Origin of the sequence: Dyella thiooxydans (assembly GCF_001641285.1) — a bacterium.
Classification (GTDB): domain Bacteria; phylum Pseudomonadota; class Gammaproteobacteria; order Xanthomonadales; family Rhodanobacteraceae; genus Dyella_A; species Dyella_A thiooxydans.
Map to the genome: position 1 here is coordinate 3,021,164 of NZ_CP014841.1, position 25,347 is coordinate 3,046,510.

At 68.0% G+C, this 25,347-nt stretch carries 25 protein-coding genes; 4 read left to right on the top strand and 21 right to left on the bottom strand.

Going from position 1 to position 25,347, the window contains the following annotated elements; all coding sequences use genetic code 11:
• Positions 1-8: 8 nt before the first annotated feature.
• Both ATSB10_RS13705 and ATSB10_RS19030 read right to left on the bottom strand, forming a co-directional pair.
• Entirely contained in the window at positions 9-587 is a 579-nt protein-coding gene (locus ATSB10_RS13705; protein WP_063673327.1) for a hypothetical protein, read from the bottom strand.
• Entirely contained in the window at positions 584-1,879 is a 1,296-nt protein-coding gene (locus ATSB10_RS19030) for an AAA family ATPase (protein WP_083966224.1), read from the bottom strand. Before ATSB10_RS19030 ends, ATSB10_RS13705 begins: the two co-directional genes overlap by 4 nt.
• A gap of 1,134 nt (positions 1,880-3,013) precedes the next feature.
• Here ATSB10_RS19030 and ATSB10_RS19610 point away from each other — a divergent pair.
• Positions 3,014-3,757: a hypothetical protein gene (locus ATSB10_RS19610; protein ID WP_063673328.1), complete on the top strand. Its 744-nt coding sequence runs from the start codon at positions 3,014-3,016 to the stop codon at positions 3,755-3,757.
• A 149-nt stretch (positions 3,758-3,906) separates the two neighbouring features.
• On the opposite strand, the gene ATSB10_RS13715 is transcribed toward ATSB10_RS19610, so the two are convergent.
• From ATSB10_RS13715 to ATSB10_RS13765, 11 genes are all read right to left on the bottom strand, one after another.
• A complete protein-coding gene (locus ATSB10_RS13715; RefSeq protein ID WP_063673329.1) occupies positions 3,907-5,151 on the bottom strand; it encodes a serine hydrolase domain-containing protein in 1,245 nt (414 codons plus the stop codon).
• 255 nt (positions 5,152-5,406) lie between these two features.
• On the bottom strand, positions 5,407-5,787 hold the full coding sequence (locus tag ATSB10_RS13720) for a hypothetical protein (protein ID WP_063673330.1): 381 nt from the start codon (positions 5,785-5,787) through the stop codon (positions 5,407-5,409).
• Between the two features lie 120 nt (positions 5,788-5,907).
• On the bottom strand, positions 5,908-6,549 hold the full coding sequence (locus ATSB10_RS13725) for a hypothetical protein (RefSeq protein ID WP_236886426.1): 642 nt from the start codon (positions 6,547-6,549) through the stop codon (positions 5,908-5,910).
• Entirely contained in the window at positions 6,479-7,081 is a 603-nt protein-coding gene (locus ATSB10_RS19040; protein ID WP_169816721.1) for an AHH domain-containing protein, read from the bottom strand. Before ATSB10_RS19040 ends, ATSB10_RS13725 begins: the two co-directional genes overlap by 71 nt.
• 245 nt (positions 7,082-7,326) lie before the next feature.
• The gene (locus ATSB10_RS13735; RefSeq protein WP_205631057.1) at positions 7,327-8,208 is read right to left on the bottom strand and encodes an NAD(P)-dependent oxidoreductase; all 882 of its coding nucleotides are present in this window, start codon (positions 8,206-8,208) and stop codon (positions 7,327-7,329) included.
• A 118-nt stretch (positions 8,209-8,326) separates the two neighbouring features.
• A complete protein-coding gene (locus ATSB10_RS13740; protein ID WP_063673333.1) occupies positions 8,327-8,545 on the bottom strand; it encodes a hypothetical protein in 219 nt (72 codons plus the stop codon).
• Positions 8,546-8,610: 65 nt separating this feature from the next.
• On the bottom strand, positions 8,611-9,780 hold the full coding sequence (locus tag ATSB10_RS13745; protein ID WP_063673334.1) for a GGDEF domain-containing protein: 1,170 nt from the start codon (positions 9,778-9,780) through the stop codon (positions 8,611-8,613).
• Between the two features lie 148 nt (positions 9,781-9,928).
• Complete coding sequence (locus tag ATSB10_RS13750) at positions 9,929-10,462, bottom strand: DUF2894 domain-containing protein (protein ID WP_063673335.1); 534 nt, start codon at positions 10,460-10,462, stop codon at positions 9,929-9,931.
• Positions 10,452-11,117, bottom strand: a complete 666-nt coding sequence (locus ATSB10_RS13755; protein ID WP_063673336.1) for an OmpA family protein — start codon at positions 11,115-11,117, stop codon at positions 10,452-10,454. Before ATSB10_RS13755 ends, ATSB10_RS13750 begins: the two co-directional genes overlap by 11 nt.
• A gap of 133 nt (positions 11,118-11,250) precedes the next feature.
• A complete protein-coding gene (locus ATSB10_RS13760; protein WP_063673337.1) occupies positions 11,251-13,347 on the bottom strand; it encodes a DUF802 domain-containing protein in 2,097 nt (698 codons plus the stop codon).
• Positions 13,344-14,009, bottom strand: coding sequence for a DUF3348 domain-containing protein (locus ATSB10_RS13765; protein ID WP_063673338.1), 666 nt, complete (start codon positions 14,007-14,009; stop codon positions 13,344-13,346). Before ATSB10_RS13765 ends, ATSB10_RS13760 begins: the two co-directional genes overlap by 4 nt.
• Positions 14,010-14,122: 113 nt before the next feature.
• Here ATSB10_RS13765 and ATSB10_RS13770 point away from each other — a divergent pair, with 113 nt between their 5' ends.
• A complete protein-coding gene (locus ATSB10_RS13770; protein ID WP_063673339.1) occupies positions 14,123-14,662 on the top strand; it encodes a hypothetical protein in 540 nt (179 codons plus the stop codon).
• An 18-nt stretch (positions 14,663-14,680) separates the two neighbouring features.
• Here the strand turns inward: ATSB10_RS13770 and ubiM are convergent, their stop codons facing one another.
• From ubiM to ATSB10_RS13795, 5 genes are all read right to left on the bottom strand, one after another.
• Complete coding sequence (gene ubiM / locus ATSB10_RS13775; RefSeq protein WP_063673340.1) at positions 14,681-15,856, bottom strand: 5-demethoxyubiquinol-8 5-hydroxylase UbiM; 1,176 nt, start codon at positions 15,854-15,856, stop codon at positions 14,681-14,683.
• Positions 15,857-15,949: 93 nt separating this feature from the next.
• Positions 15,950-16,729, bottom strand: coding sequence for a hypothetical protein (locus ATSB10_RS13780; RefSeq protein WP_157469257.1), 780 nt, complete (start codon positions 16,727-16,729; stop codon positions 15,950-15,952).
• 86 nt (positions 16,730-16,815) lie between these two features.
• Positions 16,816-17,187 (bottom strand): nuclear transport factor 2 family protein, encoded by a 372-nt coding sequence (locus ATSB10_RS13785; protein ID WP_063673342.1) that lies wholly within the window; start codon positions 17,185-17,187, stop codon positions 16,816-16,818.
• Between the two features lie 301 nt (positions 17,188-17,488).
• Complete coding sequence (locus tag ATSB10_RS13790; RefSeq protein ID WP_063673343.1) at positions 17,489-19,072, bottom strand: S10 family peptidase; 1,584 nt, start codon at positions 19,070-19,072, stop codon at positions 17,489-17,491.
• An 84-nt stretch (positions 19,073-19,156) separates the two neighbouring features.
• Entirely contained in the window at positions 19,157-20,014 is an 858-nt protein-coding gene (locus ATSB10_RS13795) for a hypothetical protein (RefSeq protein ID WP_063673344.1), read from the bottom strand.
• Positions 20,015-20,145: 131 nt separating this feature from the next.
• Between ATSB10_RS13795 and ATSB10_RS13800 the strand changes: the two genes are divergently transcribed.
• On the top strand, positions 20,146-20,742 hold the full coding sequence (locus ATSB10_RS13800; protein ID WP_063673345.1) for a DUF2239 family protein: 597 nt from the start codon (positions 20,146-20,148) through the stop codon (positions 20,740-20,742).
• A gap of 30 nt (positions 20,743-20,772) precedes the next feature.
• Positions 20,773-22,053 carry an MFS transporter gene (locus tag ATSB10_RS13805; protein ID WP_083966227.1) on the top strand — a complete coding sequence of 427 codons (1,281 nt, stop codon included), beginning with the start codon at positions 20,773-20,775 and terminating at the stop codon, positions 22,051-22,053.
• Here ATSB10_RS13805 and eda read toward each other — a convergent pair whose 3' ends face one another.
• The 3 genes from eda to pgl are packed head-to-tail and all read right to left on the bottom strand — an operon-like array spanning position 22,054 to position 25,310.
• The gene (eda, locus tag ATSB10_RS13810) at positions 22,054-22,692 is read right to left on the bottom strand and encodes a bifunctional 4-hydroxy-2-oxoglutarate aldolase/2-dehydro-3-deoxy-phosphogluconate aldolase (RefSeq protein WP_063673347.1); all 639 of its coding nucleotides are present in this window, start codon (positions 22,690-22,692) and stop codon (positions 22,054-22,056) included. It lies immediately after the preceding gene.
• A gap of 38 nt (positions 22,693-22,730) precedes the next feature.
• Positions 22,731-24,548: a phosphogluconate dehydratase gene (edd, locus tag ATSB10_RS13815; RefSeq protein ID WP_063673348.1), complete on the bottom strand. Its 1,818-nt coding sequence runs from the start codon at positions 24,546-24,548 to the stop codon at positions 22,731-22,733.
• Positions 24,549-24,605: 57 nt separating this feature from the next.
• Positions 24,606-25,310 carry a 6-phosphogluconolactonase gene (gene pgl / locus ATSB10_RS13820; RefSeq protein ID WP_063673349.1) on the bottom strand — a complete coding sequence of 235 codons (705 nt, stop codon included), beginning with the start codon at positions 25,308-25,310 and terminating at the stop codon, positions 24,606-24,608.
• Positions 25,311-25,347 lie beyond the last annotated feature (37 nt).

Below are 25,347 nucleotides of genomic sequence, written 5' to 3' on the forward strand. Positions count from 1 at the left end.
CTCGTCTCTTATGGGCGCGGCAGCCATCCCTGCCGACGAATCGCCTGCGCGATGAGTGGTGCCTTCTTCTCGATGACTGCCAGCGGAGTCCCCGCTTCGTACATCTCAAGCCACGCGCGCCGCTGTTTGATCACGCGCTCGTCATCGCGCAATGGCAGTTTGCTTATTGTGTATTCGGCGCGCCCCTGTAGCGCCGGAGGCACTGCATCCGTCAAGCGCAACTGCAGGGACGGCAAGACAACCTCGAACCAATCCGCCTGCACTTCGAAAGGATCCAGCAAACTTGATGATGCGTGCTTGTTTTTGCTGCTGTTAAACCAACCCTCTACGTAACGGTAATTCGACCACTCATAGGCCTTGCTGCGATCTTCATCGCAGCTAACAAAATGATCTACTGTCCCGCTTGAAATCCACATGGCACCGTAGCCACAACGTTCTCCAAAACCTGCGGCCAAATCCAGACGAAAGGGGGACCATTTGTCAGCTGGTCGCCCCGTGGGGTGCGTCGCTAGCCAAGCATTTCCTGGAGTTCTGCATTTCGCATCAAAATCGTCGGGTTCGGGAATTGGATTGGCAACAGGGATCATGCCGGACCCTCGCCTGCTGTCGTCGCTTCTCGCGCATCGGACCACACGATCCAGCGCGGCCAAAAGTGATCGCCACCAGGGAGCGTGCGCTCAAGAGCCTGATGAATTTTCTCCTTCGAATTTAAGACTTCTGGGAGCTTGCCGACGTCGTCACGCATGAACGCTTCAGCAGCTTCGATCGCTTGCTCGGCTTCGACCGAGCGCGCCTGTCGTAAGCCAAAGGCATCTGAGACAAGCCAATTAACTACGTCTCCTTGCTTAGCCCAAACTTCTTGCGTGATGCATGCCTGACCATCGCGCAATGCGATGCCGAATACTGCATCTTGCGACTCGTCGAAGGTGGGTTCCGCCGAAGCCAAAATAAGTGGAGAGTGGGTCGCCAGAATTACTTGTACGGGCACCTGTTGGTCAGTCAATGCTTGCATGACGCTTAGCAGAGCCGGCACGATCCGCCGCTGCCACTGGGGATGCAGGTGGCATTCGATCTCATCGATCAGGAAAACAATTTCGCGTGCGGGGGGCTTCCCGATCTGCTCGCTTGCTAGTCGGTGCTCGCGCCATGTCCAAACAAGGAGATACGCGAGGGCCGCGATACGGCGCATGCCTGCCGAGGCATGGATAAGCGCTACGCTCTGACCGTAAGGCATCTTTAGGGAGGGGTAGTCGGTTACATCCAAGCCGATTCGAACTGGTTCTCCAGGTGCTAGTACCTCTTCGTCAGATGGTGAGAGGGCTTTGAGCACCTTTATCAAATCAGCAAAAGCTGGGTCCCGTCCCTTCTGCCAGAGCACCCAATCCTGAATCAGGCCATTGCAGTGGCGTGTCCCGTCATTTCCAACCAGCCCCTTCCACACCTGCTCAGGCGTGAAATCGAACGAGCGGAGCCGCTCTCGGTTCAAAGCATCCTCTTTGGAACTCCAATAGTTGCGCGAGGGATCCCAAACCGAAAAACTCCCGTCCACTCCTGCATAGATAACCACACCTGGGATAGGGGGGCGCCCCTGTTTCGTAGGCCACAGCTGATATTCTCGCTTGAACGTACTCGTCTCTTTAAAGTCGCCCGGAGTCGCCTTTGAATAGGCGTAGTCGATACTTGCAAGCTCTACTCCGCGTCGCGGAACCGCTGGCGAGTTACGCGCCCACGTCCGGGTCAGCGCCCACCAAGCGATGTCGAGCAAGAAACTCTTACCAAGCCCGTTGTCCCCGGTGATGAAGTTCAGCCGTGGGGCAAACTCCACCGGCCCAAACAACTCGGCCGGCCCGACTCCCTTGAGTTTCAATGACTTCAACATGAACCATGCCTTCTAGGTAGGGGGAAACAGGGGTCAAAGTGCACTTTCGAGCCACCGAAGCGAACCTTGCCAGGTCCACTGTGGCAAGCGGAACTTCGGCGCAGCAACCCAGGAAAAGGTCATGGATGCGCGACGAGTTGCCCTTCTCTCTGCCCTGATAGCCTTGCTCTGCGGCCTGTTGGTCGCAGCGCCTATCGTGACCCATTCGACTCGGGAACGTGAAGCCTACGAAGAAGCTGTTCGAGCTGAAGCCGCTCGGATGGCATCGGCCCTCAGCCCCTGCGCGCCGGAAACACTTCAAGGGCTGACGATCGCGCCCGCGACGCCACCCGGCCAGGTCGCGGTCACCGTGCTCCGCTTCCCGGCCTTCTCGAGTCCAACGGCGGTGCGCATCTCGGGCGGCCGGATCGAACGTCTGGAGCTCGCATGGGTTCAGGCGGGTACCGGTCAGGACGGTCATTTTGAGGCTACGAGGCTGGGTTATGCAGCGCTTTCGCCCCGCCTGGCGCAGCGACTGGTGGCCCAGGTCCGTGCGGACGTATCCCAGGCGGCAGCTCCTCGATCATTAGGGGTGGATGGAGCGACCTTCTACTTCCTGGTGACCGGTGCGGGGTGCGGATCGACGTGGGGCCCGAGGGCGGACTCCCGCGCGGGCCGGCTGGTAAGTCTCGCTGAGGCCTTGTCAGCCTATGTGGGACCGGGTGGTGGCGACCCCAAACCCATCGAGGCTGCTCTAGAGACTCTTGAACACCAGGGATGAGCGACCCAGAAACAGGGGTCAGAGTGCACTTTTCGGGCGATGAGGCAGCGGGCCCGCGAAGGTAATCCGAGCCGTGCCCGAGCTTGATCGGTCGTGGCCGCGGTTTGGCCGACCTTCGGCTGTCGTTCCCTGGTGGATGGTTCAAGGGCGCGCGCCGTTCAGAGCTTCAAACAGGCCCTCGCCCTCGACCCGGGCAACCCCGGCGCGGACGGCGAGTTGGAGCTGCTTGAAGAAGGTGAGTCGCCGCGGTTGTGAGCGAGCCCGGCACCCCTTCTCGACCGCTTAACCGCCCCGGACGTACGTTGCGCGCGTTGCGGCCGCACCGCGCCGCCAGCCCGGGCGGCCGTGCCGCCCACGCCACGGGGAGCCTGACCATGTTGTCGATGCCGCGTGCCTTCCTGCTGTTCGTGCTGGTTGCCGTGCCTGCGTTATCCGTCCATGCCGTGGACAAGGTCACCACCATTCCCGTGCACTTCACCAAGGGCAGCCACAGCGCCACGGTGAAAGGCAGCTTCGCCGGTTACGACGCCGTGCACTACACGCTTGCCGCGCGCACCGGGCAGAGCATGACGGTGAAGATCAGCGGCAGCTCGAACGCCAACTTCAACGTCTTCGCGCCCGGCGACCAGCCCGGCCAGTCCACCGCCCTCGGCCGCGGCTACGTCGGCGGCGACTGGACCGGCATCCTGCCGGCCAACGGCACCTATACCGTGCAGGTGTTCCAGATGCGCGCCTCGGCGCGGCGCGGCGAGAAGGTCGCCTTCACCCTGCAGCTCGCCATCGACGGCGCCGCGAACATGGCGACCGACGCAACCGCCGCACGCCCCAACCCGCACGCCTCCGGCACCTTGCCCTGCGCCCGCTACCCGGGCCAGCCAACGACGCCGTGCCCCTTCACCGTTACCCGCGGCACCGGCGGCGACGCCACGGTGACCGTGACCCACCCGCAAGGCTTCAAGCGCACCATCGTCTTCGAGCACGGCCAACCCACCCGCGCCGAAGCGGACCCACCCGACGGCACCGCCACCGTCAGCGCAAGCAAGGAATCGGACCTGTTCTTCGTCCGCGTCGGCCAGGAGCGCTACGAGATTCCGGAAGCTGTGGTGTTCGGAGGGTGAGGTTCACGCCCTCGAAGGGGATAAGAAAAAAAACGGGGTCAGGTTCACCTACAAGTCCGGATTGAGTGAGCCTGACCCCGTTGGGTGCCGGTGCGGGGCGTCCCCACGCAGTAAGCCGCAGTGCGCGCAGCACGCCGTCCTGCACGCCATCAAGGCGATGGCACCGCCAGGTCGCTGGTGTAGGTGCGGGCCAGGGCGATCACGCGGGCGGTGAAGTCGTCGTAGCCATAGGGCCAGGGGCCTTTGCCGTCGTAGCTGGGGTCAGCCTCGATCTGGCGCACGGCGACCAGGTGTGCCTGGGGTACCACCACGATGTACTGGCCGAGATAGCCGTTGGCCTCGTAGGCCACGATCGGGCCGGAGCGATCCTCGATGAGGTCGTCCATGCCGCAGCCGTGCGCCTTGATGTCCTTGGCCAGGGTGGGCAGCTCCGCACCCAGCGCCTGCGTGAGCGCCGGCCGCAGTTCGCTCGGCTGGGCGAAGGTGCGCGGCACCAGCGGGCGCAGTTGTTCCAGGCCGACCCGATCGATGCCCTGCTGCTCCATCGCGTCGATCGCCTTGGCACTGACACCCATCTTGCGGTCGGCGCCGCGGCGCCACCAGAGCAGACCGTAGCTGGGCGTGAAGGGCTGGCTCTGGCCCACCATCGCGCGGATGTACGCCGGGTCGATCAGCTGCTTGCCGTGCCAGCGGCCGTCGGCCAGCACCAGCTCGCCGATCTTCGCCGCGTCGGCGGCGGTGGCCTTCCAGCCGGCCATCGCATAGGGGTGTCCGGCATGGTCGAAGCCGCCGTCCGTGTTCCAGGCCGGCCCCGGGATGCCCATCGGCTGCAGGATCGTGCGCTCGATGTAGTGATCCATGCGCATGCCGGACGCCTGCTCGATGACACCGGCGAGCAGGTTCATCGCCTTGTTGTTGTAGCTGAAGCGGGTGCCGGGCGGGCTGCTCAGCTCCGCCGCCAGCGCGAGCTTGATGCCATCCGGCGCGGGATAGATCTCCACGGTGGTGTTGGGCACGTTCTGCAGGCCGGAGGTGTGGTCGAGCAGCATCCGCACCGTGATTTTGGCCTTCTGGCCCTGCTTCCACTCCGGATAGAAATCGCTGACCGGCTCGTCGATCGACTTGATCTTGCCTTCGGTGACCAGCCGCCCGACAGCGAGGCCCACCAGCGACTTGGTCGCCGACATCATCTCGATCGCGTGCGGCGTCTCACCGGGCCTGTTGTAGGAAGCGAGCACCTTGCCGTCGCGCAGCACCAGCATCGTGTCGCTGTGCGAAGCCTTGGCGCCCTCGACCAGCGCGTTCAACGCCGCATCGGACGCGCGGCCGGCGTGCGCGGTGGAGACCGTCAGCAGGCCGGCGAACAAGGGGAGTAACCATCGGGGCGTGCGCATTCGTTTCATTCCTTTTCACGAGGCTCGTTCACGGGTTGGCTCTCACGGGGCCGGGACCTGGCAGCTAACTGCTGGCTTCGAATGGCACTGCGGCACCAGGCCGGAACACCGCGGCGCGGGAAGGGCGGCGGCCAGGCGACGTGAAATATAGCCAGCACCCCCAACGGCACGGGAAGTGACAGTTGGCCTATTAGGGAGGCGGGGAAAGCAGGGGGCCGAGTGTGCTTTCGGGACGAAACAAGTGCTTCGGACCAGTCAGCTGCTAGTTGTCCATCTCCTGCGTGCCCGCTCAAGTTGCACGTCATCGCGGAACGGCAGCGCTTCCGCTGCCCACGCCAGGAATGCCGATACGGCGTCGATCTGTCGTTGGGAGCAGCGGTAGCGGAAGTTCAGATGCTCCAGGCCCGGCTGCTGGCATCGACCGTACTCGGCCAGAGCGCGGAGCGTGAAGTCGGAGACCAGCGCAGGGTCATCGGGATGTCTGACACACCAGAGCATGTAGAGCGGAACGACGCGCAGCAGGTCCACCGGCGCGGGCAGCTCCATGATGTTCAGTTTGGCTCGTATGAAAGCATCATCCATCGCCGAAACGTCCGCTTCGGGGAAGGCTTCGGTCAGCCGATCAGCGATACTCACAGGCGCTCCTCCGACTCCTGTGTCTGGAAGTGAATCAGGGCTAAGAGTTTACTTTCGGGCCGCTGGAGCGAATGGGGTCAGGCTCACCTGCCCTACCTGCCTCGGCCATCAGCACTGCCTTCAGCCGATCTGCCGCAGCGTTGACCCGCGCAGCCCCGCCTTCTCCATCCGTTGCACCAGCGCGTCACGCGCCGCGCCGTTGAGGTAGATATCGGCCTTTTTGCGCAGCGGGTCCTTGAAGATCGTGGCTTCATCCGGCACCGCATCCGGGAGGAATGCCGGCTTGATCACCTTCTTGCCATCCATCTCCGATCGCGTCACGTCGATGCAGGTAATCATGCGGGTGACGTTGTAGAAGTGCAGGCGCTGGTCGCCGCCAGCCAGCCCGGCGGCATCCACCAGGTCCAGTTCGAGAAATTCGCCGAACGGTCGCAGCAGGTCGCCCAAGGCTGCGTAAGCCTTGTCGTTCAACACGACGCTGGCGCCCATGATGAAGCTGAGGTCGCCCAGCGGCAGCTGCTTCTTCGGGTCCTTCTCCACGGCGGGCTTGACTCTCGGTCGGGCACCCCAGGTCTTGGACGTTCCGTCGGCGGTGAACACGCCACTGAGCAAATCCGCATCATTCACCGGCACCAAGGTGGTGAAGCTGTCGTTTGCGCCGTTCCATCGCCAGAGTTGCATGAGGTGTCCTTCAGAAAGCGAATTGACCGCGCACCAGGCGGCCGCCGATGGAGCGGAGAATGCCGCGGATTTCACCGGCATCACCAACATCATCCGCGCTGTAGAGTTCAGCCACGACGTTAGCGTGATATGTCGCGGTGTGGACGTGCTGATGGGGGGCGGCTCCGCTAAGGCCAGGTATGCGGGCATTTTTCCCGCGTGGTAGGACCACGCCGTTGTCGGCATCGTTGATGCCAATCCCGACAGCGAAGATCAGCACCCGCGATGGATGGGCCGCTGCCGCCTCCCGAGCCACGATGTGATGCGCATCGGTTCCCGCTGGTCTCGTCGCGTTCGGATTGGCTCGCTGTAGGTTTCGCCCAAGCTTGCGCGAGTGCTGCACGTTACTCTGCGCTTCGGCAAGCAAGCGCTCCGCAGAAGCTGGCAAAGTGTGGCCGTTCTTGTAAAGGATGCTGCGCTTTTTCTTCGCGATTATCCCAGTGTTGCGTACCGAGTAAGCATTCAATCCACTCGTCGCCAGACTCTGGTTGATGGCGGCCGTCATAGCGACCAAGTTTGGCACCGGCGCCGCGAAGATTTCTTCGGTACTGCGACGGCTCGCATCCTTTGTCATGTGTAGTCCCCAGTCCATTTGGAGCATCAAAGAAACGCCAAATTGCTCGAAGCGATGCGCTTTTCAGTGTCCGCTCGTGCGCGCCGTCGCTGGCCTCGGCGATTGTAGTTCAACAACCGAAGCAGGGAGCAGAGCGCACTTTTCGACCAAGGAAGCAGCAGCCCAAAAAGAGGAATCGGACCCAAGCCTGATCGGTACCGGGCATCGTTCGATCGATCTTCGGTTGTTGTCTTCCAGCTGGTCCCTCAGGCGCCCGAAAACGCCTGCACCACCGCGATCATGTCCGATCCGCCCAGCCCCAGCGCCTCGGCGCGACGGTACAGCGCGAGGCTGGCCTCCATCAGCGGCGCGGAGATATCGTCGGCCTGCGCCGTTTCCGCGATCAGGCGGATGGTTTCCAGCACGTTGGTGATGGCCGCCTGCGCGTCGAGGTTGTCGGCCAGCAGCTTGTCCACCTTCACCCGGGAGATGTCGCTGGCCATCTGGCTGGCGTTGACGATGCCGGCCCAGGCCTTGAGGTCCAGCCCCTCGGCCTGGGCGAAGTGCGCCGCCTCCGCCAGCCCAGTGATGGAGGCGATCAGGAAGATGTTGACGGCGAACTTCATGGTCAGTGCGCGGGGCACCGCGCCGCAGGGCACGGTGGCCCGGCACGTCGCCGCGAGCAGCGGCTCCACCGCGGCGACCGCGGACGGCTCGCCCGCCAGCATCGCCACCAGCTGACCCTGCTCCGCCGGTTTGCGCGAGCCCGACACTGGCGCCTCGACGTACGCGCCGCCGGCCGCGCGGATGTCCGCCTCCAGCGCCTTCGAATAATGCGGCGATACGGTGGCCGTGTTGACGACGGTGCGCCCGGCGACGTGCACCGCGAATCGCTCCGTGCCGCGCTCCAGCACCGCGTCCATGGCGGCTCCGTCGGCCAGCATCAGGAACACCACCCGGGTCGCCGCGAACAGCTCCGCTGCGGAACCGGCGACCCGCGCGCCGGCCTCGGCCAGTGGCGCGCAGCGCGCCGGCGAACGGTTCCACACGGTGAGCTGGCCGAAACAATCCAGCAGGTGGCGGGCCATGGGTTCGCCCATGGCCCCCAGGCCGATGAAGCCAAGGGAGAGGGGGAGATCTTCGGTCACGGATGGATGCTCATGGGGGAAAGCCAGCGATCAGGCACGACTTTCAACGAGTGCCCTGAGCACACTCGCATCCCGACGCGCCGCCTGCGCTGATGGCATGTCTATCGCCAGCGCGCCGTCAGTTGTCGGACGGCTTGTCGCGGGAGGCCGACGACATCGCGGCGAAGATCAGCCCCAGCGCCGAACCCAGGGCCACACCCAGCGCGACGCCCAGTGCGACATGCCCGAAAGCGGCACCCAGCCCCGCACCCAGTGCCACGCCGATCCCGGAACCAAAGGTCAGGCCGAGGCCGACGCGCATCGCCCTGGCCCGCTCGCTCGGGTCACGCTCGTTCATGGCTGTGCTCCTTCGCTTGGCATTGCAGGCAGTCTAGCCCCCGGGGCCGGACCGCACAGCGCGGGTCAGGCATCCACCGGCTGCCGGCGTGCCTTGGCGTCGTACATCGCCTGGTCGGCCTCACGCAGCACGGCGTCCGGATTGCCCTGCGGCGGCAGCACGGCGACGCCGGCGGAGAAGCTGATCGCGGGCGTCAGCGCATCGGCATGCTGCAGCTGCTCGCGCACCGACTGCACCCGCGTGGCGATGGCGGTCGGGTCCATGTCCTGCGCCACCACCACGAACTCGTCGCCGGCGTAGCGGATGACCTGGTCGTCGGTGCGGAACGATGCCTGCAGCGCCCTGGCGAAACGGGCGAGGCTCGCGTCGCCGGACGAGTGACCAAGCTCGTCATTGATCCGCTTGAAATGGTCCAGGTCGAAGAACAGCACGGTGGCGCCAACCTTCCGCGCCTCGGCGAGCATGATCGGCAGCGCGCGACGATTGAACACGCCGGTGAGCTGGTCGCGATGCAACAGTTGCTGCATCTGGTCGCGGGCGGTGCGCAGTTCGGTGTTCGACTCGCTCAGCTCGCGCTGGATCAGCCGGTAGGTGGCCAGCAGGCAGCCCAGCGCGATCACCCATTCGGCGCCGGTATCGAACGAGGAATGCGAGGCCACGAAGTAGGCGAGGATGGTGCCGGGCTGCGGTGCGCCGGAGACCCACTGGATGCCGTAGCAGGCGACCGCCGCGACCGAGAGCATGGCGCGCAGGCTGAAGCCGACGGCCACCCAGCCGAAGCCGGCGCTGCGCAGCAACCGCAGGGCGCCGCCGCCGAAGGCCAGCGCGATCACGGTTTCCTGGATGACGCCGAGCTGGTCGGTGGAGTGGACGGCCCACGCCGTCACCGCGGCGAACAGCGCGACAACGACCGCTACCTTCGCAAAGCCCGAATCCGCATACGGCCGCCCGCGGAAACGATCCGCGCCGATCACCATCAGCGCCACGAACATGGTCTTGCCGAACACGTAGCCGAAGCCCGCGAACACCGCCACCGTGCGCGAGGAGACCGGCTGCGCCAGCCAGTACGCGATGGTGACCAGCAGTGCGGACAGGTTGAACAACCAGGCCCCCAGCCACGGCCCCAGCTCACGCCGGCGCAGCGACAGCGCCAGCGAGACGAAGAACACCGCGATGATCAGGTCGGACGTGGCCTGGACCAGCGTGCTCCAGCGCCACAACAGCAACAGTTCCATGACGTCCCCCGACGACGATCGGCGATTCGCCGACCCTTGATGGATGTCGGCGATGATAGTCAGAAACGCGGGTGGCGCGCGGAACGAGGGTACGCGGTCGTCGCTCCAACGGATCCGGCGCGGCCTTTTCCTGCGCCTCGATACGGGCTTACTGGAGCGGCTTGCGAGGCGTGCGCTTCCGGGCGGAGGTGGAACCGGTCGCGGGGCTTGCGCTCCCGACCTGCTCCAGCCACGCGAGGTCATCCACGTAGGCGAGGAACGCGCGCAGGTAGCCGGGGGACAGTTCGCGCATCAGGGCGATGGCGCGGCTGGCGAGGGCGGTGGAGTTGAGTGGGCCGGCGTCGGTGGGGATGTGCGCGACGGAGTGCTGGAGCTGGCTGTCGGCGCGCAGGGTGGACCAGCGCTGGCGGAAGTCGGTGAGGGCGGGGAGTTCGGGATAACTGGCGCGGTCGGCTGGCGCTTCGCGGGCGAGCTGGTCGACCAGTTCGCGCAGGGGGCCGGGTTGGCGGCGTTCCGGCGCAGCGTCGCTCGCATTGTCCATTGCATCGGCGTGAAGCGCGCGCAGTTCGGCCAGTCGCGCGTCGAGCACGCGGCGCGCTTCGCCGTCGACGGCCGCGGCACGTTGTTCCAGCGCGGCGATCAGCTGCGCGCGGATGGCCGTGGCGGTGTCGTCAGGGCGCATGACCGGGGGCAACGTCTTTCGTGGCGGTGTTGCCGGCCGAGGAGCGCGGGATCGGCGCGATCTCCACGCGGCGGTTCTTCGCGCGGCCGGCCTCGTCGTTGTTGGCGCTGACCGGCTGCTGCGCGCCGAAGGCGGCGGCGAACACCGCATTGGCGGGCACGCCGGCGGCGATCAGCGCGCGGGTGACGGTGAGTGCGCGCTGGGCGGACAGTTCCCAGTTGTCGGTGAACTTGCGGTTGTCACCGTGCACCGGCTGGTCGTCGGTGAAGCCGCTGACCATCAGCAGCTCGTCGCGCGATTGCAGGTACTGCGCCAGTGGCGCGGCCAGGCTCTGGATCAGTTGCCGGCCTTCCGGCTGCAGCTGGTCGGAGTTGAGCGCGAACAGCAGGTTGCCACGAATGCCGATGCGGCCGTTGACCAGGGTGACGCGACCCTGCGCCAGCGGCGTGGCGAGCGCTTTCTCCAGCGTGGTGCGGCGTTGCAGTTCGGCCTGGCGCTGCTGCTCGGCCACTTCCAGCTTGTGCGAGAGCTGCAGCTGCACGCCGATGACGCCGACCAGGATCAGCACGAAGGCGCCGAGCAGCACCGACATCAGGTCGCCGAAGGCCCAGATGGGGGCGGTGGATTCGGCGTCGAGTTCGACTTCGTCGATCATGGGGTGGGGCAAGCGATGAGCGGATGGTTCATGCCGGTCGAGGCCACGGGCCAGCTTCTAGTAGGAGCGCACCCTGTGCGCGACTGGACGCATGGTGGTCGCGCACAGGGTGCGCTCCTACGGGGCTTCGGGTTCATGCCTTGGCCGCCTTGCCCGGGGCGCGGCGGCCGGCGAGTTGCTGCATGTCGGCGAGGATCTGCTGCTGCGAGAGTACGCTGAGCTCGACCACTTCCTTGGCCTGCGCCACGTAGTAGGCGAGCTGCTCGTCGCTGCGTGCGAGCGAGGCGTCGAGCGCGCCGGCGATCTGCTGCAGGCGTTCCATCAGTGCGTCGTTGGTCTGCGCGAACTGCGCCACGCCGGCACCGAAAGCTTCGCCCAGGCCGGCCACTTCGGCGGCGCTGGCGGTGAGCTGGGCGGCGGCGGTATCGAGCTTGCCGGTTTCGCTTTCGATCTGCGCGGCGAAGCGGCTGCCGACGCGGTCGAGCAGTTCGGCGGAGGTGCTGACCAGCGCGTCGACCGCGCTGCGCTGCTCGGTGGAGGCGTGGTTCACCGCGTCGAGCAGGGTTTCCAGCGTGGCCAGCAGGCGGCTGCGTTCCTCCAGCATGGCGGTGTCGCGCACCATCGAGTCGGACAGCTTCTGGCGCAGCTCGCCGACCACTTCGGCGGCCACGCGCGGTGCCTCGGAGGCCGCTTCGACCAGTCGGCCGATCTCGGCGAGGGTCTGGCTGGCGTGGGCCTGGGTCTGTTCGGCGATGTTGGCGGCGGTGGCTTCCAGCGTGTCGCAGATCGCCTGCTGGCGGTGGGCGGTGGCATCGCCGGCGGCGGTCCACTGCGCGCCGAGTTCGGTACTGATGGCGTCGAGCTTCTGCGCCCAGGCGGCGAGGCGTTCCTCATCGCGCGCGGCCAGTGCCGACTGCAGATCGGCATGCGAGCGGTTTACCGACTGCACCAGCGTGCTGGCGTGCGATGCGAAGGCGTCGCCGGCGGCGGCGAGAGCCTGCTGGTTGCGATCGGCGAGTTCGGCGTGGGTGGCGTCCTGTTTCGCCAGCGCGGTGTGCCACGCCTCGGCGGCGCGCTCGGCACTGGCGTCGAGGCGGCTGGCCACGCCGTCCAGCAAGGCGGACGAGCGTTGCTCGAAGGTGTCGGCGAAGCGGGTGAGTGCATCGCCCAGCGCCTGCGCGTGCGCTTCGTTGGTCTGGCGATGCTGGGCGAGCGCCTCGTTCCAGATGCCGGTGACGGTGCGCGCGGTGTCGTCGAAGCCGGCGGCGACGCCGTCGAGCTGGCGCTGCACGGCGGCGCTGACGCTGGCCTGGATCGCCGCCGACTCGCGGGCGAGGCTGGCCAGGGTGGATTCCACCACCGGCTGCAGCACGTCGCTGGCGGTGCGTGCGCTGTCGGCGGCGCTGTCCTTCAGCGACTGCTCGACCGACTGCGCCAGACGCATGTAGGCCGCTTCGGTGTGGCGGTGGAAGGCCTGCTGCTCGGCGTGCAGGCGCTCGTGGGCGGCGGCGCTGTGCTGTTCCAGCGCGGCGGCCATCGCCTGCAGGCGATCGACCAGCGCCGGCATCGCCGCGGCCTGCTGCTGCAGCAGGCGGAAGCTTTCTTCGCGACGGTGCGCCTGCGAGTGGATGCGCAGGGTGGTGGCGATGCGCGCGTCCAGCCCCTGCACGGCCTGCAGCCGCTCGCGACGGACCAGCGCGGAGAGCAGGCCGAGCATCGCCGAACTGGCGACGCCGGCGATGGAGGTGCCGAAGGCGAAACCCAGGCCATTCACCGGTGCGGCCAGCGAGCCGCGGATCGCCGCGAGATCGGTGGCGCTCTCCAGCGCCATGCCGGTGCCGCGCAGCGTGGCCATCATCCCGAGCAGGGTGCCGAGCATGCCGAGCAGCACCAGCAGGCCGACCAGGTAGGGCGTCATCGCCGGCGCCGGCAGCGCGGCGCGCTCGCCTTCCACGCGCAGACGCACCGCGTGACGCAGGCCGGGATGCAGGCGCTGCAGCCAGCTGCCCAGATCAGCCGGCGGCTCGGCCAGTTCGCCGACCGCCGCCCGCAGCGTGACGGTGGCCTGGCGATAGCGGAACAGCTCGACCGCACCGGCGAGATAGCAGGCGCCGATCAGCAGCGCGACCGCCATGCCGAGCGGATTGCTGCCGACGTAGCCGACGACGATCCAGCCGATGGCGGCGAGGCCCAGCGCGAACACGGAAGCGAGGAGAAGATTCTTGATCATGCGGACTCTTGGGTGGTGCACAGCGCGGCGAGCAGCGCGTCGACCGGTTGAAAGCGGAGATCCAGCTCGGCCAGCAGCACGCTTTGCATCTCGCGGCGGAAGGCGTCGTGCCAGTGGGGTTGACCTGTGCGCCGCAGGGATTCGAAGCGCCGCTCCAAAAGCGCCGGCACCTTGGCCAGCAGGCCGTGTTCGTGCGGGGTGAGCGCCACCTCCATCACCGCGTCGACTTCGGCGAGCCGGGCCTGTTCGGGCGAGGCCGCCATGAGTGCGTCGCGCAGCCGGCCGCGCAAGCGGCCGACGGTCGCCTGCGCGGCGCGCTGGCGGGCGAGGTAGAGCTGGCGATACGGCGCGAAATCGGGCTCGTCCGCGGGCGGCGTGTCCGAAGCGAGCAAGGGATCGTGCCTGAGCGCGGCAAGCAGGGTCTCTCGCGCCCGCGCGCACTCGGCGGGCAGATCATCCGGCACCGTGACCGGGTCCTCCGATGCGGCCGGGCGACTGTCCAGCGCCGCAGCGAGCGACAGCGCGTGTTTCCAGTCCAGCCACTGCCCCAGCTGCCCGGGCAACGACGATCCGGGCGCAGCCACATCCAGCTCTGCCAGGCGCGCCAGCAGACGAATGAAGGTGGGTCCGCGGACCGTCGGGCGGAGGGTTGCTTGCGCCATGCTTCGCCGGGCAAAACCGGCAGTTTACCGCGGGGACAGGCTCGCTTGCCGCCCCCTCGGACAAAGGTTCAGGGGGCGATGTACGCTGTCATTCGCCTATGGAGCTCTCACGCATGAAGCGTTTGATCGCCGTTTTGCTGGCTGTGCTGGCGATGTCCGCGAGCCTGGCAAGAACCACCCACCCGGCGGACCTGGTGGTCGCACAGGTGCGGGGTCAGGGCGCCGAAGCCGCAGTGAAAGATATCTGGAGCCACCCGGCAAGGGTTCGGCAGCTGCTTCGAGGCATTGGCCGCGGCGACGGTCGCTGGCTGAGGGCAGGAGAGGCGCTGATACCCGGGGCTGATGCCGGTGCCGCCGAGGACCTGGAGGACGCTTTTGCCAAGGCGCTGCTGATCCGGCCATATGCTGTGCTGCCCTGGCTGCAGCAGCACTGGTGGGCAAGCAGCCCCCCGCAGACCTGCGTTTTTGACAAGGACAGCGAAGTTCCCGGCGGGGTGCGGCGTTACGTTGAAGGGCTGCGGCAGGCGCTGTCGCAACCAGCTCCGCCACCACTCGAAAGTCTACGTGGCGCATGCCTTCGCGGTATTTCGGCGACGCTGCGGTCGCTCTCCGCAAGCAGCGGCGAGCCCGATGATGCCGCTGGGGTTCCTTGAGCCGCTCCCGGCACTCGCTCAAACGAGCCCGGCGGGCCGCGTGAGATGGGCGGCCACCAGCCGGCGGAACAGCGGCATGCGGCCGGCGACGCCGAGCAGGGCGCCGCGCAGCAGGCGCGCGGGTGGCCGATCGTCGGTGTACAGCGACGCGATCAGCCCGGTGGCGAGGTACAGCGGCGCGGTGGCGCGGCGGTGGGTCTGCTCGTAGGCCGCCAGCACGTGCGGGCTGCCGATGTCGCGACCGCTCTGCAGCGCGCCACGCAGATGCGTGGCCAGCGTCTCGGCACTCTGCAGGCCGAAGTTGAAGCCGTGGGCGGTGACCGGGTGCATGCCGACGGCGGCGTCGCCGACCAGCGCGCAGCGCGGCGCCACGAAGCGTCGTGCGTAGGTGCCCACCAGCGGGTACACGTGGCGTTCGCCGAGCAGGCGCATGGTGCCGAGGCGATGGTCGAAGCGTTCCTGCATGGCGCGGGCGAAATCCTCGGGCGGGAGATCCTGCATCGCCTGGGCCAGGTGGTGCGGCAAGGTCAGCACCACCGAGGACTGCCCCTCCCATAGCGGCAGCAGGGCCAGTGTCTGGCCGTAGCCGAACCATTCCCAGGCTTCCTGCCGGTGCGGCTGCTCGTGCGCCATGCGGCACACCAGCATGCTGCGGCCGAAGTCGCGCATGCGCGCCCCGATGCCGAGCAGCCGGCGCATGGCCGAGAAGCGGCTGTCCGCCGCCACCGCCAGCCGCGCCAGCACGGACAAGTCGCCGGCACAGTTCAGGCGCACGCCGCTGCCTTCGATGGCGATGTCCTGCACGTCGGCGTGGTTGACCACCTGCACGGAGGGGCGGCTGTCCGCCGCTTCGAACGCGGCGCGGCGGATCTGCGCGTTGCTGACCAGGTGGCCGAGCACGCCGTGGCCCGGTGCGGCGATCTCCACCGGGCGGGCGCCGCGGCCGTCCATCACCCGTGCCGAACGCAGCGGATGGATATACGCCGGGTCGATCCGCGACCACACGCCGAGCCGTTCCAGTCGTTCGCGCGAGGCTTTCGTCAGCGCGATCTCGCGGCCGTCGTCGGCCGGGTCGGCCAGCGCCAGCAGCGGTTGCCGCTCCAGCACGACCACCTCGAGCCCCGCATCGGCCAGCGCCCCGGCCAGGCACAGGCCCGCCGGCCCGCCCCCCACCACCGCCACGTCCACCCGCATCACGCTTCTCCGTCCGGAATGGCGGGAGGCTAGGACGGGCGGGGGATGGCCGCGCTGACGCGGATCAAGCGGGTGCGGCGATCCGGCCGACGATCAGTCGGCGGGCTCGACATGAAGGCAGCCTCGCGGCGCCTGATCGAGCACGGGCGAATGTGAAAAATGGCGGCGAAATTCTGCCTGTGCCCAGGCATCGGCTCTTCGCCTCGCCGCTGGCCTCAACCATCGTGCGGCTGCTTCGACTTCGAAATTCTCCATGTCCGCGTACTGGCCCCTCGCGCCAAGCCAGAGCAGGCGGTTGAAACGATAGTCCGTCATCCACGAGCCCAATTGCGGCAGATTGATCGCCATGCCGGCTCCCGCCAGTCCCTCGGGTTCGATCGGGTTGGCGAGTACTGCCACGATCCGCCAGTCACCGCGCGCCAACCCCTTGGCAATGAGCTGCTCGGAGGTTCGCACGTACATGGGGATGTCCGCGGAAGTCGCGTTGGACCACCCTTCGACGTAGCAATCCTCGACGTCTGGATCACCCGTAGCCACCGCGGCGATGAGCGTCGCGCGAAAGTCGGCTTCCTGTACCTTGGGGTCGGCGCTGCAGCCGGACTGTGCGCGCTGGAATTGCTCGATCCGGTGCGCGCGCCATGCCTGCCGGCTGGCGCTGCAGCGATCAGAGACGCCATCGCGATTGCAGATCTGGCGCACATTGGACAACGACTCGATATTCAGACCGAGCTCCAGGCAGTGCCTGGCCTGATGGAACGCATCCAGTGCCGCCTGCGAGGAGACCTTCGTGGCTGGCGGTTTGGCCCGCCGGGTTGGCGACGCGTGGAGTGCGGGGGCGACCAGCATCGCCACGACAAGCAAACGGCAAAGCACGGCTCGGCACATCCCTGGCCTCCTGGGTAAAGGTGTCTCTGGACACGGCGGCGTCTGTACGGCTCATGGCCGCCTGCAGCCAGAGCCTACGCGCTGTGGTCGGCGATGTAGACCAGCAGGCCGTCGAACACGCGGTACTCGGAGCGGCCGGGCATGGCGATGCGCTGGCCGGCGCGGATGCCGTTGGGCAGATCGATGGCGAAGATGCCGTCGAACTGGATCTCGGCCCAGGCGGTGTCGCCCTGTTCGCGGTAGGCGGTGATCACCTGCCGGCGTGCGCTGAACAGCGGCTGCGTGCTGCGGGCGAGGCGGTCGAAATCGAGCAGGCCCTCGGTGCGCAGCGTGCGCTGGCCACCGGCATGGTTCTCGAACACGATCGCCGGATGCAGGGTGAGCAGCATCGCGTCGACGTCGATGCGGTTGTAGGCGTCGATGTAGCGGTCGATCAGGGGGCGCATGGGGGGTGTCGCTGACGGAGGAGTGATCGTAGCGGCTGACTGGGACGGGGAGAAGTGAGTGAAGAGGAGTGAGAAGTGAGAGAAGAGCTGCGGGCTTTCGGGCTCTTCTCCTCGACTCACTGCACCTCACTTACCTTTCCTTCGTGATCTTTCCGCCGTCATTCCCGCTTGACCGGCCCTTCGGCCGGTCAAGCGGGAATCCATCCAGCGGTGATGCCTCAAATCGCAGGTGCGAAGAAGCGGAGGTTATGCGAGGTCGTCTCTCACTTCTCACTCCTCTTCACTCACTCCTCTGCTCTTGTCACTTCACGTTGTCGGTCTGCTCGATGAACTTCGCCACGTTGTCGTGCAGCGCCTTCAGCGAGGCGGTGTGCGCGTAGACCATGTGGCCGGACGGGTACCAGGCGTAGCTGATGTTCTTCTGCAGCGCGTTGGGGATCGGCAGGTGGTCCATCTCGTACTTGGCGGCGTAGAACGGCGTGGCCAGGTCGTAGTAGCCGCCGTTGAGGAAGACCTTCAGATCCGGGTTGGTCTTCATCGCCATCGCCAGGTCGCCCATCACGTTCATGGCGCCGTCGTGGCCGTCGTGCTTCATGCCCCAGTCGTCGATGTCGGCGAACAGGCGATAGGTCTGGTTCTTGCCGAACTTCAGCTGCTGGCGCACGTAGTCGTTGAACACGGCGACGTAGGCCGAGCTGATCGCCGAGGACTGCGGATCGTACTCGGAGCTCTTGCTCAGCGGGTCGATCGAGGGGCCGGAGAAGCGGCTGTCGAGGCGACCGGTGGTGATGTCGCCGTCGGCCTGCAATTCGTGCTCGAACATGCCGCCGGTGACGCGCAGATCGGCCTTCAGCAGGTAGGCCACCGGCAGGCCGGTGTACTGGTGCAGCTTCTCGGCGATCGCCTGCTTGCGCGTGGCATCGAGCGAGGCACCGGCGAACAGCGCGCTGGCGTAGTCGCCCGCGGCGAACTGCTCCACCTCGGCCAGGAACGGCTCCAGCGCGGCCGGCTGCTGCGGCAGCTTGTGGTGGTAGTAGGCCGTGGCGGCGAACGTCGGCAGCGCCAGCGCGTAGGGCAGGTCCATGCCCGGGTTGCGCTCGGGGCCGTCGATGGAGTTGTCGAAGTTGAGGATCTGCGAGAGCAGGATCACGCCGTTGAGGTCGACGCTGTCCTCGTTCTCCAGGTCGTTGGCCAGCACCGCCGAGCGGGTGGTGCCGTAGCTCTCGCCGAACAGGTACTTTGGCGAGTTCCAGCGGCCGTACTTGGAGAGGAACTGGGTGATGAACTGGGCGAAGGCGTGGCCGTCGCCGTCGACGCTGTAGATGTCCTTCTTGCGGTCCTTCATCTGGTCGGCGCGCTTGGCCGGATCCTTGTCGTCGGCGATCAGGCGGCTGAAGCCGGCACCGGGCGCGTCGATGAACACCAGGTCGGAGGCGTCGAGCAGGCTGTAGTCGTTGTTGACCAGGCCATAGGGTGCGGCGGGCGTGTGGGTGTCGTCGCTGGTGACCACGCGCTTGGGACCGAACGCGCCCATGTGCAGCCACACCGTGGCCGAGCCGGGACCGCCGTTGTAGATGAAGGTGACCGGGCGCGAACCCGGCGCCACGCCCTTCTTGAAGTAGGCGGTGTAGAACATGCTCACCGTCGGCTCGTTCTCCTTGTCGCCCTTGCCGTGCAGCACCAGGGTGCCGGCGACCGCCTTGTAGTCGATGCGCTTGCCTTCGACGGTGACGCTGCCTTCGGTTTCGGACGACTGCGGCTTGACCAGCGCGGCGTCGGGCGCGTCGGCCTTGGCCTTGGCGTCATCGTGCTTGTCGTCGTGGGCGAAGGCGGCGGTGCTGATCAAAGCGCTGGCGAGCGCGGCGGCAAGGGCGAGTCGACGCATGAGGATTCCTTGGGAGATGAGGTGGGCCAAGCTGCCGAGCCTAGGCCTCAAAGCACGAGCGGCCATCCCCCGAAAGTCACGCCCTCAGGACAGGGTGAGCAGGGCGATCGCGGTCGCCGCCAGCAGCACACCAAGCGCATTGACGCGGCCAAGCCGTTCGCGGAACGCGACGACACCCACCAGCGTGCCCAGCGCGACCACGCCGAGGTTCATTGCCGCGAACACAAACGCAGGATTTTGCGCCAGCGCAACGTGCGCACGCAGGTAGAAAAGGATGTTGGCGAAGTTGAAAGCACCCAGCAGCAGGCCGCCGGCCAGGCTGCGCGCGGTGAAGCGCGCTCCGCTGCGCTGGCGGGCGACGAGCGCGAAGGCCAGCGCCACTGGCAGCGCCAGCGCGAACATCGCCTGCAGCGATGCGGCGATCGGCACGCCCGCGGCGGCCACGCGCTTGAGCAGGATGTCGATCGCGCCGAAGCCGGCGAACACCACCAGCGGCCACAGCCAGGCCGCCGCACCGTGGTCACCGGCGGCGCGTCCGCTGCGCCAGACCATCGCCAGCAGCGCGACCAGGCCGAGCGCCAGACCGACCAGCATGCGCAACGTCGGCACCTGGCCGAACAGTACGAACGCCGCCAGCAGCGAGAGCAGCAGCGACAGCCGCTGCGCCACCTCCGAACGGACGATGCCGGCGTGGCGCACCGAGGCGCCCAGCGCCAGGAAGATCGCCGGCAGCAGCACGGCCAGCGCGAGCAGGGCGTAGCGCGGCGCGGCGGGCTGGCGCAACGTCTCCAGCGACGGGTGCAGCACCACTGCCACCAGCGCGCCGGCGGCGAGGTAGTTCCACGCCACCATCTGCGGCACGTCGAGCGCGAAGCGCCGGGCCAGCTTCAGCCAGACCGACACCAGCACGCTGCAGACGATGGCGAGGCAGAGGTAAGGCATGGTGTGGGATCCGCGAAAACCCGGAACGATAGCCGGAGCGGGCGTCCCGTGCATCGCCGACGACGGTGCTGGCGATGAATTTACCCGGGTGATATTGACGGCTGCATTTTATCCGGGTCAAATACGTCGCCATGACGCCTGCCGACTGCCCACGCTGCACTGCCTTCGATGGCCACCACCGCATTGCCTCCGGCACGCCGGAGAAGGTGGCACTGGCGGTGCACGCCCACCTCGCCGGACATCGCCGCAGTACGCCGCTGGTGCTGGACGACGCCACCGGCGAGGCGCTGGAGTTCGACCTGCGCGGCAGCGCCGACGAGGTGCGGGCGCGCCTGCGTTCCGCGCCGACGGAGGCCCCGCCCGCGCCGCGCGGCCCCGGACGGCCCAAGCTCGGCGTGGTGCCGAAGGAGATCACCCTGCTGCCACGCCACTGGGAGTGGCTGGCGCGCCAGCCCGGCGGCGCCTCGGTGACCCTGCGGCGGCTGGTCGAGGAGGCGCGCCGCGCCGGCAGCGCGAAGGACCAGGCGCGCCAGGCGGGCGAGGCGCTGGACCGCGCGATGCGCACCCTGGCCGGCGACCTGCCCGGTTACGAGGATGCCTCGCGCGCGTTCTGGCGCGGCGAGCAGGCTGCCTTCGAACGACTGACCAAAGCCTGGCCGGCCGACGTGCGCAGCTACGTGCGCCGGCTGGCCAAGCCCGCGTGGAGCGTGCCCGCGCACGACGATTGAGCGTTACCCCCTTTCGAAAGGATGCCCCCCATGTCGCGCCACCCGCTCGCTACCAACGCCAACTTCCGCCTGCTGTTCGGCGGCAGCACGGTGTCGATGTTCGGCGACCAGTTCACCCTGGTCGCGCTGCCCTGGCTGGTGCTCAAGCTCACCGGCGATCCCGGCGCGCTGGGCCTGGTGCTGGCCACCATGGCGGTGCCGCGCGCGGTGTTCATGCTGATCGGCGGCGCGGTGGTCGACCACTTCTCCGCACGCGCCGTGCTGCTGCTGGCGCGCGGCGCCAACGCGGTGATGGTGGCGGTGCTGGCGGCGATGGTGCTCACCGGCACCATCAGCATGCCGTGGGTGTACGCACTGGCGCTCGGCATCGGCCTGGCCACCGCCTTCGCCTACCCGGCCAGCACCGCGCTGCTGCCATCGGTGATCGATCCGCGGGAACTGCAGCAGGCCAACGGCTCGATGATGGGCATGCGCCAGCTCAGCCTGTTCATCGGTCCGGCACTGGCCGGCGTGGTGATCGGCACCGGCACCCACGCGCCCAGCGCAGGCAGCACGCTGGCCGACGCCCACGGACTTGGCTGGGCGTTCGCCATCGACGCGGCCAGTTTCTGCGCGTCGCTGCTGTCGCTGGCGCTGATCCGCGTGCCCGCCGCCGAACCGGGTCCCGTGCAGCACGGCGTGTTCGGCAAGCTGCTCGGCGGCCTGCGCAGCATCGCGGCCGATCCGCCGCTGCGTGCGTTCATGTTCTACGCGGCGGTGGTGTCGGTGTTCGTCGGCGGACCGACCCAGGTCGGCCTGCCGGTGCTGGCGGACATGCGGCTCGACCACGGCGCCACCTCGCTGGGCATCGTGATGGCCGCCAGCGGCGGCGGCATGCTGCTCGGCGGCCTCGCGTCCGGCGCGGTGGCGAAGCTGGTGCGCGGCCACCTGGGCGCGATGATCCTGTGCTTCGACGCCTGCATCGGCCTGGCCCTGGTGGCCCTGGCCGGGGTGCATTCGACGGTGCTCGCGGCGCTGCTGCTCGGCCTCACCGGCCTGTTCGGCGGCATCGCCCAGATCACCCTGGTCAGCTGGATCCAGCGCCGCGTGCCGCGGGAGCTGCTCGGCCGCACGATGAGCGTGCTGATGTTCACCTTCCTCGGCCTGGGACCGCTGTCCGCCGCCGGTGTCGGCGCCCTGCTCAAGGTGATCTCGTTGCCGACGCTGTTCGTGATCGCCGGCCTCACGCTCACCGCGATCGCACTGGGCTGCATGACCAGCCCGGCACTGCGCGGCATCCGCGCGCAGGACGCCGCGCCGACAGTGGCGTGATCAGCCGTTGAGCGAAGCCGCCTCGCGGGCGAGCAGCTCGATGGCGGCCCAGTCGCCGGCCTTGAGCTTGTCCGCCGGAGTCAGCCAGGAGCCGCCCACGCACAGCACGTTGGGGAGGGCGAGGAAGTCCGAGGCGGTGCTCAGGCTGATGCCGCCGGTGGGGCAGAATTTCACCTGCGGCAGCGGGCTGGCCCAGGCGCCGATCAGCTTGAGGCCACCGACCGGCACCGCCGGGAAGCACTTGAGGAAGCGGTAGCCGCGCTCGATCAGGGTCATCACCTCGCTGGCGGTGGCGGCGCCGGGCAGCAGCGGCAGGTCGCTGTCGTCGGCCGCGTCGAGCAGCCCGGGCGACACGCCCGGCGAGACGGCGAAGCGCGCACCGGCTTCGCGGGCGGCAGCAAGGTGCGCCGCGTTGAGCACGGTGCCGACGCCGACGGTGGCGCCCTCCACTTCCTGCGCGATGGCGCGGATCGCGTCCAGCGCGGCGGGCGTGCGCAGGGTCACCTCGATCGCCGGCGTGCCGCCGGCGACCAGCGCGCGCGCCATCGGCACGGCAGCCTTCACGTCGTCGATGATCACCACCGGGATCACCGGCGCCAGCCGCATGGTGGCCTCGACCTGGGCCTGCTTGGTTTCCATCGATTGCGTCACGGGTTCACTCCGGGAATGCGTGGGGATCAGAGCACGCCGGCGCCGAGATCGGCGGTGACGGCGTTGTTGCGGAACAGGCCGAACAGCTCGCGGCCCATGCCGACGTGGTGCGAGTGGTCGGGCAGGGTGACGCTGGGGCGCGCGGCGAATTCGGCTTCGTCGACCAGCACGTCGAGCGTGCCGTGGATGGCGTCGAGCCGGATCAGGTCGCCGTCGCGCACCTTGGCCAGCGCACCGCCGGCCTCGGCCTCGGGGGTGACGTGGATCGCCGCCGGCACCCGGCCGGAGGCACCGGACATGCGACCGTCGGTGAGCAGCGCGATGCGGTGGCCGCGGTCCTGCAGCACGGCCAGCGTCGGGGTGAGCTTGTGCAGCTCCGGCATGCCGTTCGCACGCGGGCCCTGGAAGCGCACCACGGCGACGAAGTCGCGGTTGAGTTCGCCGCGCTCGAACGCGCCGCGGATCTCGTCCTGGTCGTTGAACACCACCGCCGGCGCCTCGATCACCATGCGGTCCTCGGGCACCGAGGACACCTTGATCACGCCGCGGCCGAGGTTGCCGTCGAGCAGGCGCAGGCCGCCGTCGGGACGGAACGGCTCGCTGATCGCACGCAGTACGCCGCGGTTGCCGCTCTCGGCGGACACCTTCTGCCACGCCAGCTTGCCGGCCGCATCGAGCACCGGCACCTGGGCATAGCCATCCAGGCCGGTGCCGTTGACCGTCTTCACGTCGGCGTGCAGCAGGCCCTGCGAGAGCAGCTGGTCGATCAGGAAGCCCATGCCGCCGGCGTCGTGGAACTGGTTCACGTCGGCGTAGCCGTTCGGATACACGCGCGCCAGCAGCGGCACCACCGAGGACAGCGCGTCGAAATCTTCCCAGCGCAGTTCCACGCCGGCCGCACGGGCCATCGCCACCAGGTGCAGCAGGTGGTTGGTGGAGCCGCCGGTGGCATGCAGGCCGATCACGCCGTTGAGCACCGCCTTCTCGTCGATGATGTGGCCGACCGGCAGGTAGTGCTCGCCCAGCGCACTCATCGCAGCCGCGCGACGCACCGCCTCGGCGGTGAGCGCATCGCGCAGCTTCGTGTCCGGCGCGACGAAGCTGGCGCCGGGCAGGTGCAGCCCCATGATCTCCATCAGCATCTGGTTGGAGTTGGCGGTGCCGTAAAAGGTGCAGGTGCCGGGCGCGTGGTAAGCGGCGGCCTCGGCTTCGAGCAGTTCCTCACGGGTCGCCTTGCCCTCGGCATAGGCCTGGCGCACCTTGGACTTGGCCTCGTTGGTGATGCCGCTGGGCATCGGGCCGGAAGGCACGAACACGCCGGGCAGGTGGCCGAAGGCCAGCGCGCCGATCAGCAGGCCCGGCACAATCTTGTCGCAGATGCCGAGGTACAGGCCGGCGTCGAACATGTCGTGCGACAGCGCCACCGCGGTGGCCATCGCGATCAGGTCGCGCGAGAACAGCGAGAGCTCCATGCCGGCGCGGCCCTGGGTGACGCCGTCGCACATCGCCGGCACGCCGCCGGCCACCTGCGCGGTGGCGCCGGCCGCGCGCGCGATGGCGCGGATCAGTTCCGGATAGCGCTGGTACGGCTGGTGCGCCGAGAGCATGTCGTTGTAGGCGGTGACGATGCCGATGTTGGGCGTGCGACCGGCGCGCAGCGCGGCCTTGTCGTCGCTGCCGCAGGCGGCGAAGCCGTGGGCCAGGTTGCCGCACGAAAGATGCTGGCGGTGGGTGCCGTCGCCGCGGGCGGCCTCGATCTTGGCCAGGTACGCCGCGCGCGAGGCGCGGCTGCGCTCGCGCAGGCGTTCGGTGACTTCACGAAGGACGGGATGCAGGGAACTCATGGATTCACTCCTGGAACGGAAAACGGCACCCAGCCACAGCGGGTGCCGCGCGGTGCCTCAAGGGCACCAGTAGACCGTGACGGGCACGCGGGTCTGTTCGAGCACCGCGCGCACCGGATAATCGCGACCTTCGGCCAGGCCCAGCTGGGCATCGGCCAGCACGCGGCGCTTGGCGTCGCCCTCGATGTGCAGGAACAGCGCGCGGGTATCGAGCAGCGCCGGCAGCGTGAAGGTGATGCGCGGCTCGCCGGCGCCGTCGGCGCGCATCGGGATCACCCGCGCGGTGCCGGCCGGGTCCAGCGCCTCGGCGAGCCGGTCGCCGCCCGGGAAGAACGACGCGGTGTGGCCATCCGGCCCCATGCCGAGGACGACGACATCGAACGGCAGCGCCAGCGCGTCGACCTGCGCTTCCAGTGCGGCGAGGCCTTCCTCGGGCGTCGGTGTGTCCTGGTGCAGCGGCACGAAGGTGGCCGCGGCGGCGCGATCGGTGAGCAGCGTGGCCTTGACCAGCCGCGCGTTGGAACGCTCGCTGCTCTCTGGCACCCAGCGCTCGTCGACCAGGGTGACCTGCACCTTCGGCCAATCCAGCTCCGCGTGCGAGAGGTGTTCGAAGAAGTGCTTCGGCGTGCTGCCGCCGGAGACCGCAAGCACGGCACGACCGCGCGCCGCGATCGCTTCGCGCAGCAGACCGGCGACGCGTTCGGCGAGGGAGGCGGCGAGCGCCTGGCAATCGGTAAAGCTGTGGGTGGCGATGTTCAGCATGACGTTCCGTGGGACAGCAGGGATGGCACGACAGGAT